Here is a 15288-nt window from a genome sequence, read left to right as displayed (position 1 = left end):
CCGGGTCAGCAGCCGGGGCCGTCGGGGATCGCCGTGCAGTCGCCGGTGACGAGGACCGTGTCGAACTCGCCCACGAGCACGTCCATCCGCGGCGCGGCCAGGCTGAGCGTGCCGTCGATCCACCGCCAGGCAGACCCGTCGAAGCGGTACTCCGCGACGTACACGACGGTCGGGTCGACCGTGTACCGGCCGGATGCCGTGTACGTGCGACTCGTCGGCGTCGCGGTGAACTCCGCGACGCCGAGCTCGTCCCAGGTCGCGCCGGGGTCGGTGGCGTGGACGACGGCGCCGTCGGAATGCGTCCACCGGTAGGCGACGGGGTGGAACCTGACCTCGGCGGGACGCCCGAGCAGGCTGCCGGACCGGGTCTCGACCGAGCCCTGTCCGATGAAGTTCGCCGGGAGCCCGACGACCGCCCATCCGGCCGGCTGCATCTCGCCGGACGGCACGCTCGGCCGGAACGACGCGATGTCGCGCAGCGTGACCGTCGGCTCGCCGGGAGCGGGCGGTTCGGGTTCGGCGCCCTCGAACGCGCACACCGTGGGATTCTCGGGGTTGCACACGTCGCGCGGGGGCGCGGTGGGGCGGGAAGGGACGAGAGTAGAACCGTCGGTCGCGTCGCTGGTCAAGTCCGCGGTTGGATTGCCGGCTCGCTCACTCATCTCTGAGAGTTCTGCCTCGATCTGCACGAGATCGTCTGACACTGATGGGTCAAGTCGGAGGTCGCATAAGCCTGCGAGCTGAAGGTCTGCAGGGCAGCCGGACGATCCAGCCGCCACCACTGCTGATGCGCTTATCGCCGTTGCTAGCAGAAGTCGTCGCCAGACCATAGTTCATTTCCACTCACCTTCAGTGCGCCGCTGGACTCTCGAAACTGCAGTACTAGCGGGACCCGTTCGTCGCGATCAGGGGGCGTGACATCCTTGCCGTCGGCGTTGAGCAACGTCGTTCCGGAGACGTCTTGGCACGCGTATATCGAGACCGCGGTGCCATCGTCCTCGACATACGTCTCGACCAATGAGGTGGAGTCGATCGCGATAGATCCGCTCGCCCGCAATCCCGAATCGAGGAAGGCTGTGAGTTCCGACACACGCTGTTCGCCGTACTCGCGTGACGAAACCTCTCGTATGGCGTCGACGGGTTGCTCGCCGGAGAGAATCCCGGCTGTCGCAGCAAGATGCGCCTCGTACGCCGCGACCGCCGCCGCCAGCGCCTCCTCGTCGGTCGCGAAGAGCGGGGCGTCGGCGGCATCCGTCGTCGGGGCGGGCGTCGGCTCGGGCGACTGCGCGGCGCACGCGGCGAGACCCAGCATCGCGGCGGTGATGGCGAGCGCGGCCAGGCGGGGGAGGGCGCGGGGCATGCGGTCCAAGGTAGGGGATCGGCGCCGGCCGAGACGGCGTCATCCACAGGGACGAGCGCAGAATGGGAGGCCGGAGGCATCCGTCGACGGAGGAGGAGCGGGATGAGCGGCACAAACGGCATGAGCGACGGCGACCTGGCGCGGCTCCGGCGGTGCGTCGAGCTCGCCCGGCAGGCGCGCGAGCGCGGCGACCACCCGTTCGGGTCGGTGGTCGTCACCGCCGACGGGCGCGTCGTGGAGGGCATGAACACGGTGGTGACGCGGCGCGATCCGACCGGGCACGCCGAGACCAACGTGGTGCGCGAGGCGGCCGCGACGCTCGACGAGGCCGAACTCGCGACCGCGACGCTCTACACGAGCACCGAGCCGTGTGCGATGTGCTCGGGCGCGATCTACTGGAGCGGCATCCCCCGCGTCGTGTTCGCGCTGTCCGAGGCGGGCCTCCGCGATCTCGTCGCGGAGCAGGAGGGGGTCCCGACGCTCAGCCTGCCCTCGCGCGAGGTGTTCGCGCGCGGCGGCCGCCCGGTCGAGGTCGTCGGACCCGCCGACCTTCCGGAAGCCGTCGAGGTCCACGCCGGGTTCTGGGCCTGATCCCCGGGCGACGCTCAGCCGAGCCGGCCGACGACCACCCAGGCTCGCGCCCGCAGCATGATCGAGCCGTCGGGCCGGCAGCCGAAGGAGGTCTCCTCCCGCATCCGGTCGCGGATCGCCGCGCGCGAGCCATCCGTCATCGACTGCAGGTAGGTGGGCGCCGGGCCCTGACCGCCGAGGAAGGGGTCCCACAGGTCGTCGAAGTCCGCGAACGTCATGCCGATCTCGATCGACTTGATGCGGACGGTGGCCACGTCCATCCCGGGTGCTCGCGACCACAGCTGCCGCAGCGGCTCGGGCCGGCAGAGTGCGAACCGCCGTCCCTCGTCGAGCTCGGCGGCTTCCGGATCGAGCGCGACGGCGACGTCCCAGAACGTCCGGAGCATCTGCATCTCCCCGGCGTAGTCCCAGACGTAGGCGGCGACGAGCGCGCCGGGCGCGGCGACCCGGGTGAACTCCGCGACCGCGGCCGCGGCATCCGGCAGGAAGTTCAGCAGGAGCCCGGAGACGATGGCGTCCGCACTGTCGTCCGGAATGGGCAGGTGCTCCGCGTCGCCGACCAGGAACCGGGCCTCGTCCCGTCCGGCGATGTCGGGCCGCTCGCGCGCGGTCGCCAGGAACCCCTCGGACGGGTCGATGCCGACGATCGACGACGGCGCCCACCGCTCGATCACGGCGCTGGTGAGCGCGCCCGTGCCGCAGCCGACGTCGAGCCAGCGGATGCCGGGAGCCGCGTCGAGCACGTCGACGAACTTCGCCGCGACGAGGCGACTCCAGCGCCCGACGTATCGTTCGTACGGCTTGCCGTCCTGCCAGACATCGGCCTCGACCATGCTCCGTTTCTACGCCCGTCGCGCGTGCGCGGCAACAGGCCCGGCTCAGGGCGAGCCCTGTGACGGCCGGCGAGGGCCCGGGGATACGCTCGCCGGATGGACCCGACCCACCGCCGACGCGGCCGCGGACGCCGCGTGACCGCCGGACCGATCATGGCCGCGGCCGTCGTCCTCGCCCTCGCCGGCTGCGCGCCGGGCGGCCCGGTGGCGCCCGCCACGACCGAGCCGCCGGCGGCGACCACGCCGGCCCCGTCGCCGACGGCGAGCGAGATGCCGCCGGCATCCGACGCGCCGATCAGCGCCGACGCCGACCGGCCGCTCGAGGCGATCGACGCCTACGCGCTCTGCCGTGCGCAGACCTACGCCTACTACCCGGGCGACTTCGCGCTGCTCGACCACGCGCCGTTCCCCGACGCCACCGTGCTGCTCCGCGACGACGGGCTGTGGTTCGTGTACATCGAGGTCGACGACGGCAATCGGCCGGCCGACCTCGTCGACTCGAGTGCGAGCAACTGCATCGTCGGCGGGACGATCGGCGAGCCGCGGTGGGAGCTCTTCGGCGTGGTGGCCCGCGGCCGGGACGTCATCGACGGATACGACCGGCCGCTGCCGACACCCTGACGCGCGCGGCCGTGCCGCTTCGATCGAGGCGGATGCCGCGGCTCAGGTCGGCACGCCGGGCGCGGGCTCGGTGGTGCCGAACCAGTACGACGGCGCCGGGAGCTGCACCCCGCCGCTCGCCGCGACGATCACGATGAACGCGTAGATCGCGACGCCGATCGCGAGCGCGCCGAGCACCGTCGCGAGCGGCACCGCCCACGACACGCGCACGCCCGCGCGACGGTAGCGCGACGGCGCCATCCAGGCGACCCACATCGCGGCCGCCCCGAAGCCGGCGATCCACACGGTGCGCAGCGCCTGCCCCTCGAGCGGCGCGAACAGCGCGATGCCGAGCGCACCCGCACCGAGCAGCACCGCGCCCCACGCGAACAGGCGCCCCATGCCGAGTCCGCCGACGTCGTACTGGTCGCCGAACCACGGCGTCGGCGGCTGGCCGGTCGGGCCGTCGACGGGGCCGCCGCTCGCAGGGTCGCCCCGGCCGTCGCGGCGCTCGCGGTCGTCAGGATCGGGCGCGGGATCGGTCATGCGTCGATCGTACGGGCGACGGATGCCGCGGCATCCGTCTGCATGGAACGAACAACGGGCGCGTCCGGCGCGGGGCTCCTGGGAAACGCATCGGACCCGGGTGTCGATCGGCGGCGGGCTCGATCGTCATCATGTCGACGGGCCGGAGCGGCCCGGTACAGTGACCGCTGATGGCCGGAGGGAGACCGCCATGCGCTACACCCTGCTGATGCACTACCCCGAGGTGGCCGACGAACTCGACCCCGCCGCGATCGAGGAGGCGCAGCGCGCCTTCGCGAGCTACACCGAGACGCTCGAAGCCGCGGGCGTGCTCATCTCCGCCGAGGTGCTGCAGCCGTCGTCGAGCACGACCACGTTGCGCCTCCGGGACGGCGCGCTGCAGGTGCAGGACGGCCCGTTCGCCGACACCAAGGACCAGCTCGGCGGCACGCTCGTCCTCGACGTCGACGACCTCGACGCCGCGATCGAGTGGGCGCGGCAGGCGCCTGCACTGCAATGGGGCGCGATCGAGGTTCGGCCCGGCGCCGTGTACACCGTCGCGGGCGCGTGGACGCCGAACGGCTGACCGACCGGGAACGGGCGGCTCGCCTCGCCGCGGCGCGGACCGCGGCGGCGCGCGCAGCGCGCGAGTCGTACGGTCGGCTCGTCGCGCTGCTCGCGGCATCCACGGGCGACCTCGCACTCGCCGAGGATGCGCTCGCCGACGCGTTCGAGCGCGCGCTCCGCGTCTGGCCGGATGCCGGCGTGCCCGCCAACCCCGACGGATGGTTGCTCACCGTGGCCAGGAACCGCGAACGCGACGAGTGGAGGTCCGCCGCCCGGCGTCGCACGGTGCCGTGGCCGGCGGACGACGAGTCGGGGGCGCCGAGCGCACTCGCGCCGACCGGGGTGCGCGGCCCCGGGTCATCCGCCCCGACCCACGACCCGCTCGCCGAGCTCGACCCCGACCGGATCCCCGACCGCCGGCTCGAGCTGCTCTTCACGTGCGCGCACCCGGCGATCGACGCGTCGGTGCGCACCCCGTTGATGCTGCAGGCGGTGCTCGGATTCGAGGCGGCGGAGATCGCTCGCGCCTTCGCGGTGCCGCCCGCCACGATGGCGCAGCGCCTCGTGCGCGTGAAGCGGCGCATCCGCGACGCGCGGATCCCGTTCGCGGTGCCCGATCGGCGTGCGATGGCCGAGCGGGTGCCGCCGGTGCTCGAGGCGATCTACGGCTGCGCGGCGATCGACTGGCGCGGCGACGCGGGCACGCTCGCGGGCGAGGCGCAGTACCTGGCCGCGGTGTTCGCCCGGCTCCTCGAGCACGAGCCGGAGGCGTGGGGCCTCGCCGCGCTGACCACGCTGTCGCTCGCGCGACGAGGGGCGGATGCCGCGGGCTTCGTTCCGCTCGACGAACAGGATCCGTCGACGTGGGATGCCGGGCTGATCGCGACGGGGGAGTCCGCCCTGCGCCGCGCCGCCCGCGAGCGCGTCGGCGCGCGGGGCGACGAGCGCGTCGACGCGCGTCGCGACGCGCGTGGGCCCGCGCCCGGCCCCGGGAGGTTCGAGCTCGAGGCCGCGATCCAGGCGGTGCACTGCGATCGGCGTCGCACGGGCACGACCGACTGGGCTGCCCTCCGCACCCTCTACGACGCCCTCCGCCTCGTCGCGCCGAGCCTCGGCGCCGAGGTGGCGCGCGCGGTCGTCGTCGCGCGTCTCGATGGTCCCGAGGCCGGGCTCGCGGAGCTGCCCGCGGACGCGTCGGACTTCCAGCCCTGGTGGGCCGCGCGGGCCGACCTGCTCGCCGATGCCGGGCGGCGCCGCGAGGCGGAGGAGGCGTACCGGCGCGCCGCCGAGCTCGCCGACGAGGCGGACGTCCGCGCATACCTCGCCGGCCGCGCTGCGCGGCTCGAAGCCGACGCGCAACCCGGGTGACGCGACCCCGGCCGGGCGGCAGGATTGGAGCGTCCGACACCGAAGCGAACGAAGGAGCACGCCCATGTCGATGCGGATCTGCGTGACCGGAGCCTCGGGGCTCGCGGGTCGCGCCGTCGTGGCCGACCTGCTGGACCACGGGTACGAGGTGCTCGCGACCGACGTGACGCCGCCGTCGCCCCTCCTGCCGGCGCGCTGGTCGCGGCCCGACCTCGTCTACACGCAGGCCGACCTGACGGACTTCGGCGACGCGATCGAGGTGCTCTCCGGCGTCGACGCGGTCGCGCACCTCGCGGCGATCCCGGCGCCGTCGATCTTCACGCCGGCACGCACGCTGAACGTCAACAATGCGGTCAACTCCAACGTCTTCCTCGCGGCCGCGCAGCTCGGACTCGAGAAGGTCGTGTGGGCGTCGAGCGAGACGACGCTCGGGCTCGACTTCGGGCCGGACGCCCCGCCCGACTACCTGCCGCTCGACGAGGACCACTACCCGAAGCCGACGTCGACGTACTCGCTGTCGAAGGTCCTCGGCGAGACGATGGCCGAGCACGTGTCCGACTGGACGGGCATCCCGTTCATCGCGCTGCGCTTCTCGAACGTCATCGACCCGGCGCGCTACGACGAGTTCCCGGGCTTCGAGCAGGATCCCGCCTCGCGGCTCTTCAACGCGTTCGGGTACATCGACGTGCGCGATGCCGCGCAGTCGGTGCGCCGCGCCCTCGAGGCCGACGTGGACGGCGCCCGGGCCTACGTCATCGCGAACGCCGACTCCGTCATGACGCGTCCGACGCGCGACCTCATCGAGGAGTTCTTCCCCGGCGTGCCGCTGAAGGAGGAGTTCGAGGGCAACGCCTCGCTGTTCTCGATCGAGCGGGCGCGCGACGAGCTCGGCTTCGAGCCGGAGTTCGGCTGGCGCGAGGGTCGCTCGTGACGGCGCGCTCGGTCGGCTGCGAGCTCCGGCTGCGCGTCGACGAGCCCGCCCGGCTGGCCTTCCAGGTCGCCGTCGCGAGCGGCGCCGACGCGACCGAGCGCCTCGCGTTCCGCGCGGACGGCCACCCGATCGAGGCGGCCGAGCTGACGGATGCCGCGGGCAACCGCCTGCACGTCGTCGACGCGCCCGCCGGATCGCTCGAGTGCTCGTACGCGGCCGAGGTGCCGGGGCGAGCGGCCGAGGCATCCGTCGACGCCGTCGACCTGCTCACGTACCTGCGGCCGAGCCGCTACGCCGAGTCCGACAGGCTGGCCGCCACGGCGGCCGCCGAGTTCGCGGGGCTCGACGGCGCGGACTGGCTCGCGGCCGTCTCATCGTGGGTCGGCACGCGCCTGTCGTACGTGCCGGGCTCGAGCAGTCCGACGGATGGCGCGGTGCAGACGCTCCTCGCGCGCCAGGGCGTGTGCCGCGACTACGCCCACCTCGTCGTCGCGCTGCTGCGCGCGCTCGACGTGCCGGCGCGGCTCGTCGCGGTGTACGCGCCGGGCCTCGATCCGATGGACTTCCACGCGGTCGCCGAGGCGTGGGTCGACGGCGCGTGGCACGTCGTCGACGCGACGACGCTCGCGCCGCGCGACACGATGGTGCGCATCTCGACCGGGCGCGACGCGGCCGACACCGCGTTCCTCTCGTTGTACGGCGGCGTCGTCCGGCTCGACTCGGTCGAGGTGACGGCGGTCGCCGAGGAGCTGCCCGACGACGACGTGCGCCGGCTCGTGCGACTCGGCTGAGACCGGCGTCAGCCGGCGACGCCGGTCGAGCTCGGCATGAGCAGCGCGGGGAGCACGGAGATCGCGACGATCGCGAGCGCGCCGATGCCGAGCCACACCGCCGCGATCGCCGCGGTGGACGGCCGCTCGCCGGCGCGGCGCGCGCGGCTGCGCGCGACGAGGCCGAGCGTCGACGTGAACACCGCGAGGGCCGCGAGCAGAGCCGAACCGAGGGACTCCCGGTAAGGGGTCGCGAACGCGAGGATCACCGTGGTCAGGCCGAGGACGAGCGCGGCGGATCCGACCCCGCGACCGGATGACGCCGAGGGGTCCCCGACGCGCAGGCGGTCCTCGCCCGACTCGTGCGACTCGGCTGCCGACATGTCTCGTTCCCCCGGATGTTCGCGTGGCGGTGCCCGCGTGCCGGGAGATCCGGCACGTCGTCGTCCCAGCTCGCGGTGATGCTCCAGACATCCTCCCGCGAGGCGTGCGCGCATGACGCCGGTTTCGTGTCCGGAGCGGTCACGATCCGGTCACGTCGGTTTCGATCGGGTCACGACGGTCTCGGTGACGTCACGAGTCGACGGATGTCTCCGGTTCGGCGGGGCTCCGGTCTTCGATGGCTGCGTCAGTCGCGGAGCAGGCCGAGGTCGATGAGGCTCCGCGCCGAGGCCAGCACCGCCTCGTCGCGCTCGCGGGGCACCCAGCCGAGGACCCGCGTGGCCTTCTCGTGCGACGCGTCCGCGCGGCGGCCGAGCTCCTGCGACATCAGCCGGAGGTCGCGGCTGAAGGGGGCGCCGGCCTTCACCGCCCAGTCCGGGATCACGCGCGTCGGCACGCGCGCGGCGCGCTCGCCGAGCCCGGCGCGCAGGAGCCGGGCGAGCTCGACGTACGTGATCGCGTCGCCCGACACGGCGAGGAAGCGCTCGCCCGCGGCATCCGGATGGCGCATCGCGAGCACGTGCAGGTCGGCCACGTCGCGCACGTCGACGGCGCCTACCTCGCCGTTCGGCACGACCGGGAAGACGCCGTTCAGCAGCTGCCGCAGCAACTCGAGCGACGACGAGAGGTCCGCGCCGAGCGCGGGCCCGAAGATACCGACCGGATTGACGGTCGCGAGCTCGAGGTCCCCGCCCTCCCGATCGATGAAGTCCCACGCGGCCCGCTCGGCGAGCGTCTTCGACTTGGTGTACGGCGTGACGCCGGGGCCGTCGGGGTCCGTCCAGTCCGCCTCGGTGTACGGGCGGCCCGGGTAGGGCCGGCCGTAGCCGATCGCCGCGAACGACGAGGTCTGCACGACACGTCGCACACCCGCGTCGCGTGCGGCGCGGAGCACCCGCAGGACGCCGTCGCGTGCGGGCACGATGAGCTCGTCCTCGTCCTTCGGCTGGCGTGCGGGGAACGGCGACGCCACGTGCAGCACGTGCGTGGTGCCGGCGACCGCGGCGTCCCAGCCGTCGTCGTCGAGGAGGTCGGCGGCGACGACCTCGACGCCATCCGGGTCGGCCCCGGCGCGGCGCACGAGTTCGCGCACCTCGTCGGCCCGCGCCAGGTCGCGCACGGTCGTGCGGACCTCGGCGCCGTCGCCGAGCAGCCGGACGATGCAGGTGATCCCGACGAAGCCGGTGCCGCCGGTGACGAGGACCCGTTCGTCGCTCACATCGCCGCCCGGTCCGGGCCGCGGACGTCGCCGTCGTGGCCGGTGTCGTCCGCGGCGTCACGCGCCGCCGCCCACCGGTCGATGAGGATCGGGATCGCGGTCCGGACCCAGAACGACGGCAGCACGCGCCCGTCGCTGATGCCGCTGCCGGTCACGAACGCGGCGACGCGCAGCGGCTCGTCGGTGTCGGTCAGCGGCTCGCCGGTCAGGCGCGCGAACTCGCGCTGGACGGCGCTGCGCACGTCCCAGAATCCGGCCGGGAACGGTTCGCCGGCGAGCGCGTCGCGCATCGCCTGCCACAGGTGCGGGTCGCCGCGCAGGCCCCACTGCACGAGGCCGCGCGCGAAGAGCGAGCCGAAGTCGGCGACGGATGCCTCGGGGCCGGCCGGGGTGGACATGCGCCCACGCTACGCGCGGGCCGGTCGGGCCGCGACGGCACCGGGCTGCGAGATCCTTGCGATCGGTGGCATCCTTGCCAGTGCGCCGGTCGCGCCGCGGCCGGCCCGTCGGCCGTTCGGGAGAGGGGCGAGCGGATGGCACGCAGGAACCACCGGGTGGCCGTGCTCGTGCTCGAGGGCGCCAAGCCGCTCGACGTCGGGATCCCGGCGCAGACCTTCACGACCCGCGCGAGCATGCCGTACGAGGTGCGCGTGTGCGGCGCGCAGCCCGGGCCGGTGACCGGCGGCGACGGGCTCTCGTACCACGTGGCCGACGGCCTCGAGGCGTTCGAGTGGGCCGAGACGATCTTCATCCCCGGCTACCGGCACCCCGACCGCGAGGACCCGCCGGCCGCCGTGGTCGACGCGCTGCGCGCCGCGCACGAGCGCGGGGCGCGGCTCGCCGCGATCTCGACGGGGGCGTTCGCGCTCGCCGCCACCGGACTGCTCGACGGGCGCCGGGCCACGACGCACTGGCACTACACGCGCGCGCTGCAGGCGCGGCATCCGCTCGTCAGGGTCGACGAGAACGTGCTGTTCGTCGACGAGGGCCAGGTGCTGACGTCGGCGGGCGCGGCATCCGGCATCGACCTCTGCCTGCACCTCGTGCGACGCGATCACGGCGTCGCCGTCTCGAACCACGCCGCGCGGCGGCTCGTCGCGGCACCCTACCGCAGCGGCGGGCAGGCGCAGTACGTGCCGCGCGCGCTGCCCGAGCCGCTCGGCGAGGTGTTCGCGGCGACCCGGCAGTGGGCGATGGAGCACGTGCAGGATCCGCTCACGCTCGCCGATCTCGCGCGGAACGCGAACGTGTCGCCGCGCACCTTCTCGCGCCGGTTCGTCGAGGACACGGGCTACACGCCCATGCAGTGGATCCTCCGCGCCCGGATCGACCTCGCGCGCGAGCTGCTCGAGCGCACCGACCTCGGGGTCGAGCAGGTCGCCGACCGCGTCGGACTCGGCACCGGTGCGAACCTGCGGCTGCACTTCCACCGCATCCTCGGCACGTCGCCGAGCGAGTACCGCCACACCTTCTCGGCCTGAGCGGCCGGTCTCAGGAGGGCGGGTCAGCGGATGCTTCGCCCTGCGGGCGCGCGGGTGCTCGCGCGGTCGTCGGGGGTGAGGCGGATGCCGCCGGTCGCCGTCCGGATCGGCGAGGTGCGCGTGCCCCCGCGCGCGAGCGCCGCGCGGCGGCGGGCCTTGAGCCTCGCGGGGATGCTCGCGATCGCGTCGGAGAGGCGCGCGACGAGGATGCCGATCACGGCGCCGAGCGAGTTCGCGACGAGGTCGCGCGGGTCGGAGATCCGGTCGGCCATCGGGATCTGGGCGACCTCGATGAGCAGCGCGAACCCGCCGCTCATGACGGCGGGCACGATCATCGGCGCCCCGCGGAGGGCGAAGGCGAGCAGTGCGCCGAACGGCACGAAGAGGAGCACGTTGAGCTCGAACTCGGTCTGCGAGCCGATCGTCCACGTGTCGGAGTCGAACCAGATGCTCGGGTCGAGGACGCCGCGACGTGCCTGGTTGCCGGAGACCGCGCCGGGCGCGGGTCCCAGCGTCACCCAGAGCATGACGACGACGTACGCGAAGAGCAGTACGGCGGCGGTTCGGGAGGGACGCATGTCCCGATCGTCGCGGGCCGACCTTTGTCCCTGCTGTGTGCTCGGTGGGAGCTCGGGACGAGTCGACGTCCGACCGGCGCGGCGGCGTGCGGGCACGAGTTGGCGAGATCCTTTCGCATGATGTCGCTTCGGCCACTGCCGAGGCATCCGTCACACCATGATGCTGGAACGCGCAACAGAGGAAAGGACTCCTGACGTCATGACCCGCATCGCCGTCAACGGATTCGGCCGCATCGGCCGCAACGTCGTCCGCGCGCTCATCGAGCGCGACGCCGACTTCGAACTGGTCGCCGTGAACGACCTCACCGAGCCCGCGGCGCTCGCGCGCCTGCTGAAGTACGACACCGTCGGCGGCCGCTTCGGCCGCCCCGTCGAGGTGGACGGCGACGTCCTCGTCATCGACGGCCGCCGCGTGAAGGTGCTCGCCGAGCGCGACCCCGCGAAGCTGCCCTGGGGCGAGCTCGGCATCGACCTCGTGCTCGAGTCGACCGGCCGCTTCACCGACGCCGAGGCCGCGAAGGCGCACCTCGAGGCGGGCGCGAAGAAGGTGCTGGTTTCGGCCCCGTCGAAGGGTGCCGACGTCACGCTCGCCTTCGGCGTGAACACGGATGCCTATGACCCCGCGTCGCACACGATCGTCTCGAACGCGTCGTGCACCACCAACGCGCTCGCGCCGCTCGCGAAGGTGCTCGACGACCTCGCCGGCATCGAGCACGGCTTCATGACGACGGTGCACGCCTACACGCAGGACCAGAACCTGCAGGATGCCCCGCACTCCGACGCACGTCGCGCCCGCGCTGCGGCCGAGAACATCGTGCCGAGCTCGACCGGTGCCGCGAAGGCCATCGGCCTCGTGCTGCCGAACCTCGACGGCAAGCTCAACGGCGACGCCATGCGCGTGCCCGTGCCGGTCGGCTCGATCGTCGAGCTCAACACGACCGTGTCGAAGGAGGTCACCCTCGACGAGGTGCTCGCCGCGTACCGCGCCGCCGCCGAGGGCCCGCTGAAGGGCGTGCTCGAGTACTCCGAGGAGCCGCTCGTCTCGAGCGACATCGTCGGCAACCCGCACTCGTCGATCTTCGACGCCGCGCTCACCCGCGTCGACGGCAAGCACGTCAAGGTCGTCGCCTGGTACGACAACGAGTGGGGCTTCTCGAACCGCGTGATCGACTCGCTCGGGCTGCTCGCCGCGGCCTGATCACGGACCGACCGCGGGCCTCCGGGCCGAACGCGGTCGCACCGACTCCGGTCGGCTCGGGTATGCGCCCGGGCCGGCCGGCCCCGACATCGCGTCGGCGGGGGAGTGGAGCCCCCGCCGGCGCGATTCGCGTCTGCCGGCCGTGCCGGCCGTGTGCGCGGTCGGCGCCGGCGCCGTACCTGCCTGCCGCGGGCGCCGGACCTGCCTGCCGCCGCGCCGGACCTGCCTGCCGCCGGCGCCGGCCGTGCCGACCGCCGGCACAGCCGCCTGCGCGATCGTGCTGACGCCCACCGGCTCGATCCATCGTTCCCAAGATGCGGGGGAAAGGTATCCCCGGAATACCTTTCTCCCTCGTCTCGGGGAGGAAGGCACTCGCTCGAACGGCGCGGAGCCGGTCCGGCGATCCGGCCGCAGGCAGGATGGGGCGCAAGCCGCACGCGAGTGACGACTGCCGGCGCGTGGCGGCGGTGCGTGCGACGAGTGGTGACGTCAGCGGTCCTGCGGGCCGGCGGCGCGCGAGTACGGGGTGCCCGGCGGCAGCTTCTCGGCGGCCGCGCGGAGGATGGGACGGGGCATCCGCTCGAGGTTCGCATCGAGGAAGGCCACGAGGCCGTCGGGGTCGACCGCTCCGGCGTGCCGCAGCGCGATGCCGACGGGCTTCGCGACGACCGGGTCGGGATCCTCCAGCAGGAGCCCGGCGAGACGGAACAGGTCGGCCCTGGCATCCGCATCGCCCCGGCGCAGGAACCCCAGCGGCGCGGTCATCGCGGTGCGACGGCGGAGCGGATCGGACGACGCGGAGAGCTCGAACAGCGGCGCTCGAGATCGGGCGGCGAGGTACTCGCCGATCACGCGCGGAGCCGCGCGGTCCACCATGTCCCACGTGTCGATGCGGTCGTGGCGGCGGAGGTAGAGGTCGTACCGGTCGCGGCGAACGGCGTCGTCGCGCGAGCCGCGCACGGCGAAGTCCATGATGCAGAACGCCGCGAGCCGCGGCTCGTACTCGGGTTCGCCCAGGAGGAGTTCGAGTTCGTCGAGGGGCATCGCCGTGTACCCCTTCGCGATGTCGAAGAGCGTGCCCATGCGCACGCCGAGGACGCCGGCCGTGCCGTGGTAGTGCCGTTGCGGATACTCGTCCGGGCGCGCGGCGGCGCGGAGGTCTGCGAGGAGTGCGGCGGCGGTCGGCGTGGGAGCGGCGGCCATGGGCCCACGCTAGATCCCCGCAGCGACATCCGCGAACGGTGGAACGCGACCGATCGCGGGTGTCGGCGGCACGCGCGAGACTTGGCGCGTGACTCGCCGTGGGTTCTTCCTCTTCGCCGCGCTCGGTGTCGCCTGGGGCATTCCGTACCTGTTCATCAAGGTGGCGGTGAGCGAGCTCGAGCCCGCGATGGTGGTGCTCGGACGATCCGCGCTCGCTGCGCTGCTGCTGATGCCGCTCGCGTTCTACCGGCGCGAGGTCTGGCAGGTGGTGCGGCGGTGGAAGCCGATGCTCGCGTACACCGTGGTCGAGATCGTCCTGCCGTGGTACTTCCTGAGCGCGGCCGAGCAGCGGCTCCCGAGCTCGACGGCGGGGCTCCTGCTGGCGACGGTGCCGCTCGCGGGCGTGGCCATCGCCTTCATCATGGGGCGCCCCGAACGGCTCACGCGGCTCAACTGGCTCGGCATCGCGCTCGGCATGCTCGGCGTCGCGGCCCTCGTCGGGCTCGACATCGCCGGCTCCGACCTCATCGCGGTGGCCCAGATGGCGGTCGTGGTGATCGGGTACGCGCTGGGCCCCGCCATCCTCGCCCGCTGGATGCCCGACCTGCCCGGCGTCGGGGTCGTCGCCGTCTCGCTCGCCGCCACCGCCGTCGTGTACGTGCCATTCGTGCTGTTCACGGGCGCCTGGCCCGCCGCCTGGCCGTCGACCAATGTCATCGTGTCGATCATCGTCCTCGCCGTGATCTGCAGCGCGCTCGCGTTCCTCCTGATGGTGGCGCTCATCGGCGAGATCGGGCCGGTGAAGGCCACCGCGATCACCTACGTCAACCCGGCCGTCGCCATCCTCGCCGGGGCGCTGGTGCTCGGCGAGCGCGTGACGGTGTGGACGATCGTCGGCTTCGTGCTCGTCCTCGCCGGTTCGTACCTCGTCACACGGAAGCGCCGGGAGCAGATCGCGGCCGAGGGCGTCGAGGAGGCCTGTGCCGAGCAGGCATCGCTGACGCTCGCGGAGGGCGGACCGGAGCCGGAGCCTGAGCCGGAAGCACCGATCGGCCGCCCGTAGCCCACGGTCGCACACCCACGGCGATCGACCGGGTGGGGCAGAATCGGCGGGTGCCGAGCTTCCACCGAACCATGCTGAAGTCCAAGATCCACCGCGCGACCGTCACGCACGCCGACCTGCACTACGTCGGCTCGCTGACCGTCGACCTCGACCTGCTCGAGGCGGCCGACCTGCTGCCGGGCGAGCTCGTCTCGGTCGTGAACATCAACACCGGCGACCGGTTCGAGACCTACACGATCGCCGGCGAGCGCGGCTCGGGCGTCATCGGCGTGAACGGCGCCGCCGCGCGCCTGGCCGCCGCGGGCGACCTCGTGATCGTCATCTCGTGGGCCTCGATGGCGTCGACGGATGCCGCGGCCTTCACGCCGCGCATCGTGCACGTCGACGCGGCGAACCGCATCGTCGGGCTCGGCGACGATCCGGCCGAGGCCGTCGTCGAGGGGCTGGCCACGCCGCCGCACGCCCTCGTGGGCTGAGCGAGCGCAGGGCGGGCCGCACCGTGTCCCCGTGGCATCCGTCGTGCCTCCACTCGCCGGAGCCGGATCCATCTCGAGGAATTC

19 protein-coding genes are annotated in these 15288 nt (G+C 73.4%); 10 read left to right on the top strand and 9 right to left on the bottom strand.

The window, feature by feature from the left end; translation table 11 throughout:
* Nucleotides 1-5 precede the first annotated feature (5 nt).
* Entirely contained in the window at nucleotides 6-539 is a 534-nt protein-coding gene (locus GLX25_RS17950) for a hypothetical protein (protein WP_155844005.1), read from the bottom strand.
* A gap of 266 nt (nucleotides 540-805) precedes the next feature.
* Entirely contained in the window at nucleotides 806-1360 is a 555-nt protein-coding gene (locus GLX25_RS17945; protein ID WP_155844004.1) for a hypothetical protein, read from the bottom strand.
* A 102-nt stretch (nucleotides 1361-1462) separates the two neighbouring features.
* On the opposite strand from GLX25_RS17945, the gene GLX25_RS17940 reads away from it, so the two are divergent.
* On the top strand, nucleotides 1463-1951 hold the full coding sequence (locus tag GLX25_RS17940; RefSeq protein WP_240898472.1) for a nucleoside deaminase: 489 nt from the start codon (nucleotides 1463-1465) through the stop codon (nucleotides 1949-1951).
* Nucleotides 1952-1965: 14 nt separating this feature from the next.
* Here the strand turns inward: GLX25_RS17940 and GLX25_RS17935 are convergent, their stop codons facing one another.
* Nucleotides 1966-2784, bottom strand: coding sequence for a class I SAM-dependent methyltransferase (locus GLX25_RS17935; protein ID WP_155844003.1), 819 nt, complete (start codon nucleotides 2782-2784; stop codon nucleotides 1966-1968).
* 96 nt (nucleotides 2785-2880) lie between these two features.
* Here GLX25_RS17935 and GLX25_RS17930 point away from each other — a divergent pair, with 96 nt between their 5' ends.
* Nucleotides 2881-3405, top strand: a complete 525-nt coding sequence (locus GLX25_RS17930; RefSeq protein WP_155844002.1) for a hypothetical protein — start codon at nucleotides 2881-2883, stop codon at nucleotides 3403-3405.
* A 42-nt stretch (nucleotides 3406-3447) separates the two neighbouring features.
* Here GLX25_RS17930 and GLX25_RS17925 read toward each other — a convergent pair whose 3' ends face one another.
* Nucleotides 3448-3930 (bottom strand): hypothetical protein, encoded by a 483-nt coding sequence (locus GLX25_RS17925; RefSeq protein ID WP_155844001.1) that lies wholly within the window; start codon nucleotides 3928-3930, stop codon nucleotides 3448-3450.
* Nucleotides 3931-4120: 190 nt separating this feature from the next.
* Here GLX25_RS17925 and GLX25_RS17920 point away from each other — a divergent pair, with 190 nt between their 5' ends.
* The 4 genes from GLX25_RS17920 (at nucleotide 4121) to GLX25_RS17905 (ending at nucleotide 7566) form a co-directional block, all read left to right on the top strand.
* A complete protein-coding gene (locus tag GLX25_RS17920) occupies nucleotides 4121-4495 on the top strand; it encodes a YciI family protein (RefSeq protein ID WP_155844000.1) in 375 nt (124 codons plus the stop codon).
* Nucleotides 4477-5844 carry an RNA polymerase sigma factor gene (locus GLX25_RS17915; protein ID WP_271192537.1) on the top strand — a complete coding sequence of 456 codons (1368 nt, stop codon included), beginning with the start codon at nucleotides 4477-4479 and terminating at the stop codon, nucleotides 5842-5844. Before GLX25_RS17920 ends, GLX25_RS17915 begins: the two co-directional genes overlap by 19 nt.
* A 64-nt stretch (nucleotides 5845-5908) precedes the next feature.
* The gene (locus GLX25_RS17910) at nucleotides 5909-6775 is read left to right on the top strand and encodes an NAD-dependent epimerase/dehydratase family protein (RefSeq protein ID WP_309299149.1); all 867 of its coding nucleotides are present in this window, start codon (nucleotides 5909-5911) and stop codon (nucleotides 6773-6775) included.
* Nucleotides 6772-7566, top strand: coding sequence for a transglutaminase-like domain-containing protein (locus tag GLX25_RS17905; protein ID WP_271192536.1), 795 nt, complete (start codon nucleotides 6772-6774; stop codon nucleotides 7564-7566). The genes GLX25_RS17910 and GLX25_RS17905 overlap by 4 nt, the downstream gene beginning before the upstream one ends.
* Before the next feature lie 8 nt (nucleotides 7567-7574).
* On the opposite strand, the gene GLX25_RS17900 is transcribed toward GLX25_RS17905, so the two are convergent.
* The 3 genes from GLX25_RS17900 to GLX25_RS17890 form a co-directional block, all read right to left on the bottom strand.
* The gene (locus tag GLX25_RS17900; RefSeq protein WP_155843998.1) at nucleotides 7575-7928 is read right to left on the bottom strand and encodes a hypothetical protein; all 354 of its coding nucleotides are present in this window, start codon (nucleotides 7926-7928) and stop codon (nucleotides 7575-7577) included.
* A gap of 245 nt (nucleotides 7929-8173) precedes the next feature.
* The gene (locus GLX25_RS17895) at nucleotides 8174-9205 is read right to left on the bottom strand and encodes an SDR family oxidoreductase (protein WP_166548999.1); all 1032 of its coding nucleotides are present in this window, start codon (nucleotides 9203-9205) and stop codon (nucleotides 8174-8176) included.
* Nucleotides 9202-9603, bottom strand: coding sequence for a MobA protein (locus GLX25_RS17890; RefSeq protein ID WP_155843997.1), 402 nt, complete (start codon nucleotides 9601-9603; stop codon nucleotides 9202-9204). The genes GLX25_RS17895 and GLX25_RS17890 overlap by 4 nt, the downstream gene beginning before the upstream one ends.
* 135 nt (nucleotides 9604-9738) lie before the next feature.
* Here GLX25_RS17890 and GLX25_RS17885 point away from each other — a divergent pair, with 135 nt between their 5' ends.
* Entirely contained in the window at nucleotides 9739-10686 is a 948-nt protein-coding gene (locus GLX25_RS17885; protein ID WP_155843996.1) for a GlxA family transcriptional regulator, read from the top strand.
* A 23-nt stretch (nucleotides 10687-10709) separates the two neighbouring features.
* On the opposite strand, the gene GLX25_RS17880 is transcribed toward GLX25_RS17885, so the two are convergent.
* On the bottom strand, nucleotides 10710-11264 hold the full coding sequence (locus GLX25_RS17880) for a VanZ family protein (protein WP_166548998.1): 555 nt from the start codon (nucleotides 11262-11264) through the stop codon (nucleotides 10710-10712).
* Between the two features lie 199 nt (nucleotides 11265-11463).
* Here GLX25_RS17880 and gap point away from each other — a divergent pair, with 199 nt between their 5' ends.
* Complete coding sequence (gap, locus tag GLX25_RS17875; RefSeq protein WP_155843994.1) at nucleotides 11464-12462, top strand: type I glyceraldehyde-3-phosphate dehydrogenase; 999 nt, start codon at nucleotides 11464-11466, stop codon at nucleotides 12460-12462.
* Nucleotides 12463-12951: 489 nt separating this feature from the next.
* Here the strand turns inward: gap and GLX25_RS17870 are convergent, their stop codons facing one another.
* Nucleotides 12952-13665 carry a DNA alkylation repair protein gene (locus tag GLX25_RS17870; protein ID WP_155843993.1) on the bottom strand — a complete coding sequence of 238 codons (714 nt, stop codon included), beginning with the start codon at nucleotides 13663-13665 and terminating at the stop codon, nucleotides 12952-12954.
* A gap of 88 nt (nucleotides 13666-13753) precedes the next feature.
* On the opposite strand from GLX25_RS17870, the gene GLX25_RS19455 reads away from it, so the two are divergent.
* Together GLX25_RS19455 and panD are read left to right on the top strand one after the other, a co-directional pair.
* Nucleotides 13754-14728, top strand: coding sequence for a DMT family transporter (locus tag GLX25_RS19455; protein WP_166548997.1), 975 nt, complete (start codon nucleotides 13754-13756; stop codon nucleotides 14726-14728).
* 71 nt (nucleotides 14729-14799) lie between these two features.
* On the top strand, nucleotides 14800-15204 hold the full coding sequence (gene panD, locus GLX25_RS17860; protein ID WP_155844065.1) for an aspartate 1-decarboxylase: 405 nt from the start codon (nucleotides 14800-14802) through the stop codon (nucleotides 15202-15204).
* Nucleotides 15205-15288 lie beyond the last annotated feature (84 nt).

The organism is Agromyces luteolus (assembly GCF_009729855.1).
Lineage (GTDB): Bacteria > Actinomycetota > Actinomycetes > Actinomycetales > Microbacteriaceae > Agromyces > Agromyces luteolus.
The sequence above is the reverse complement of the archived record's forward strand: the minus strand, read 5'-3'. Positions and strand labels throughout refer to the sequence as shown.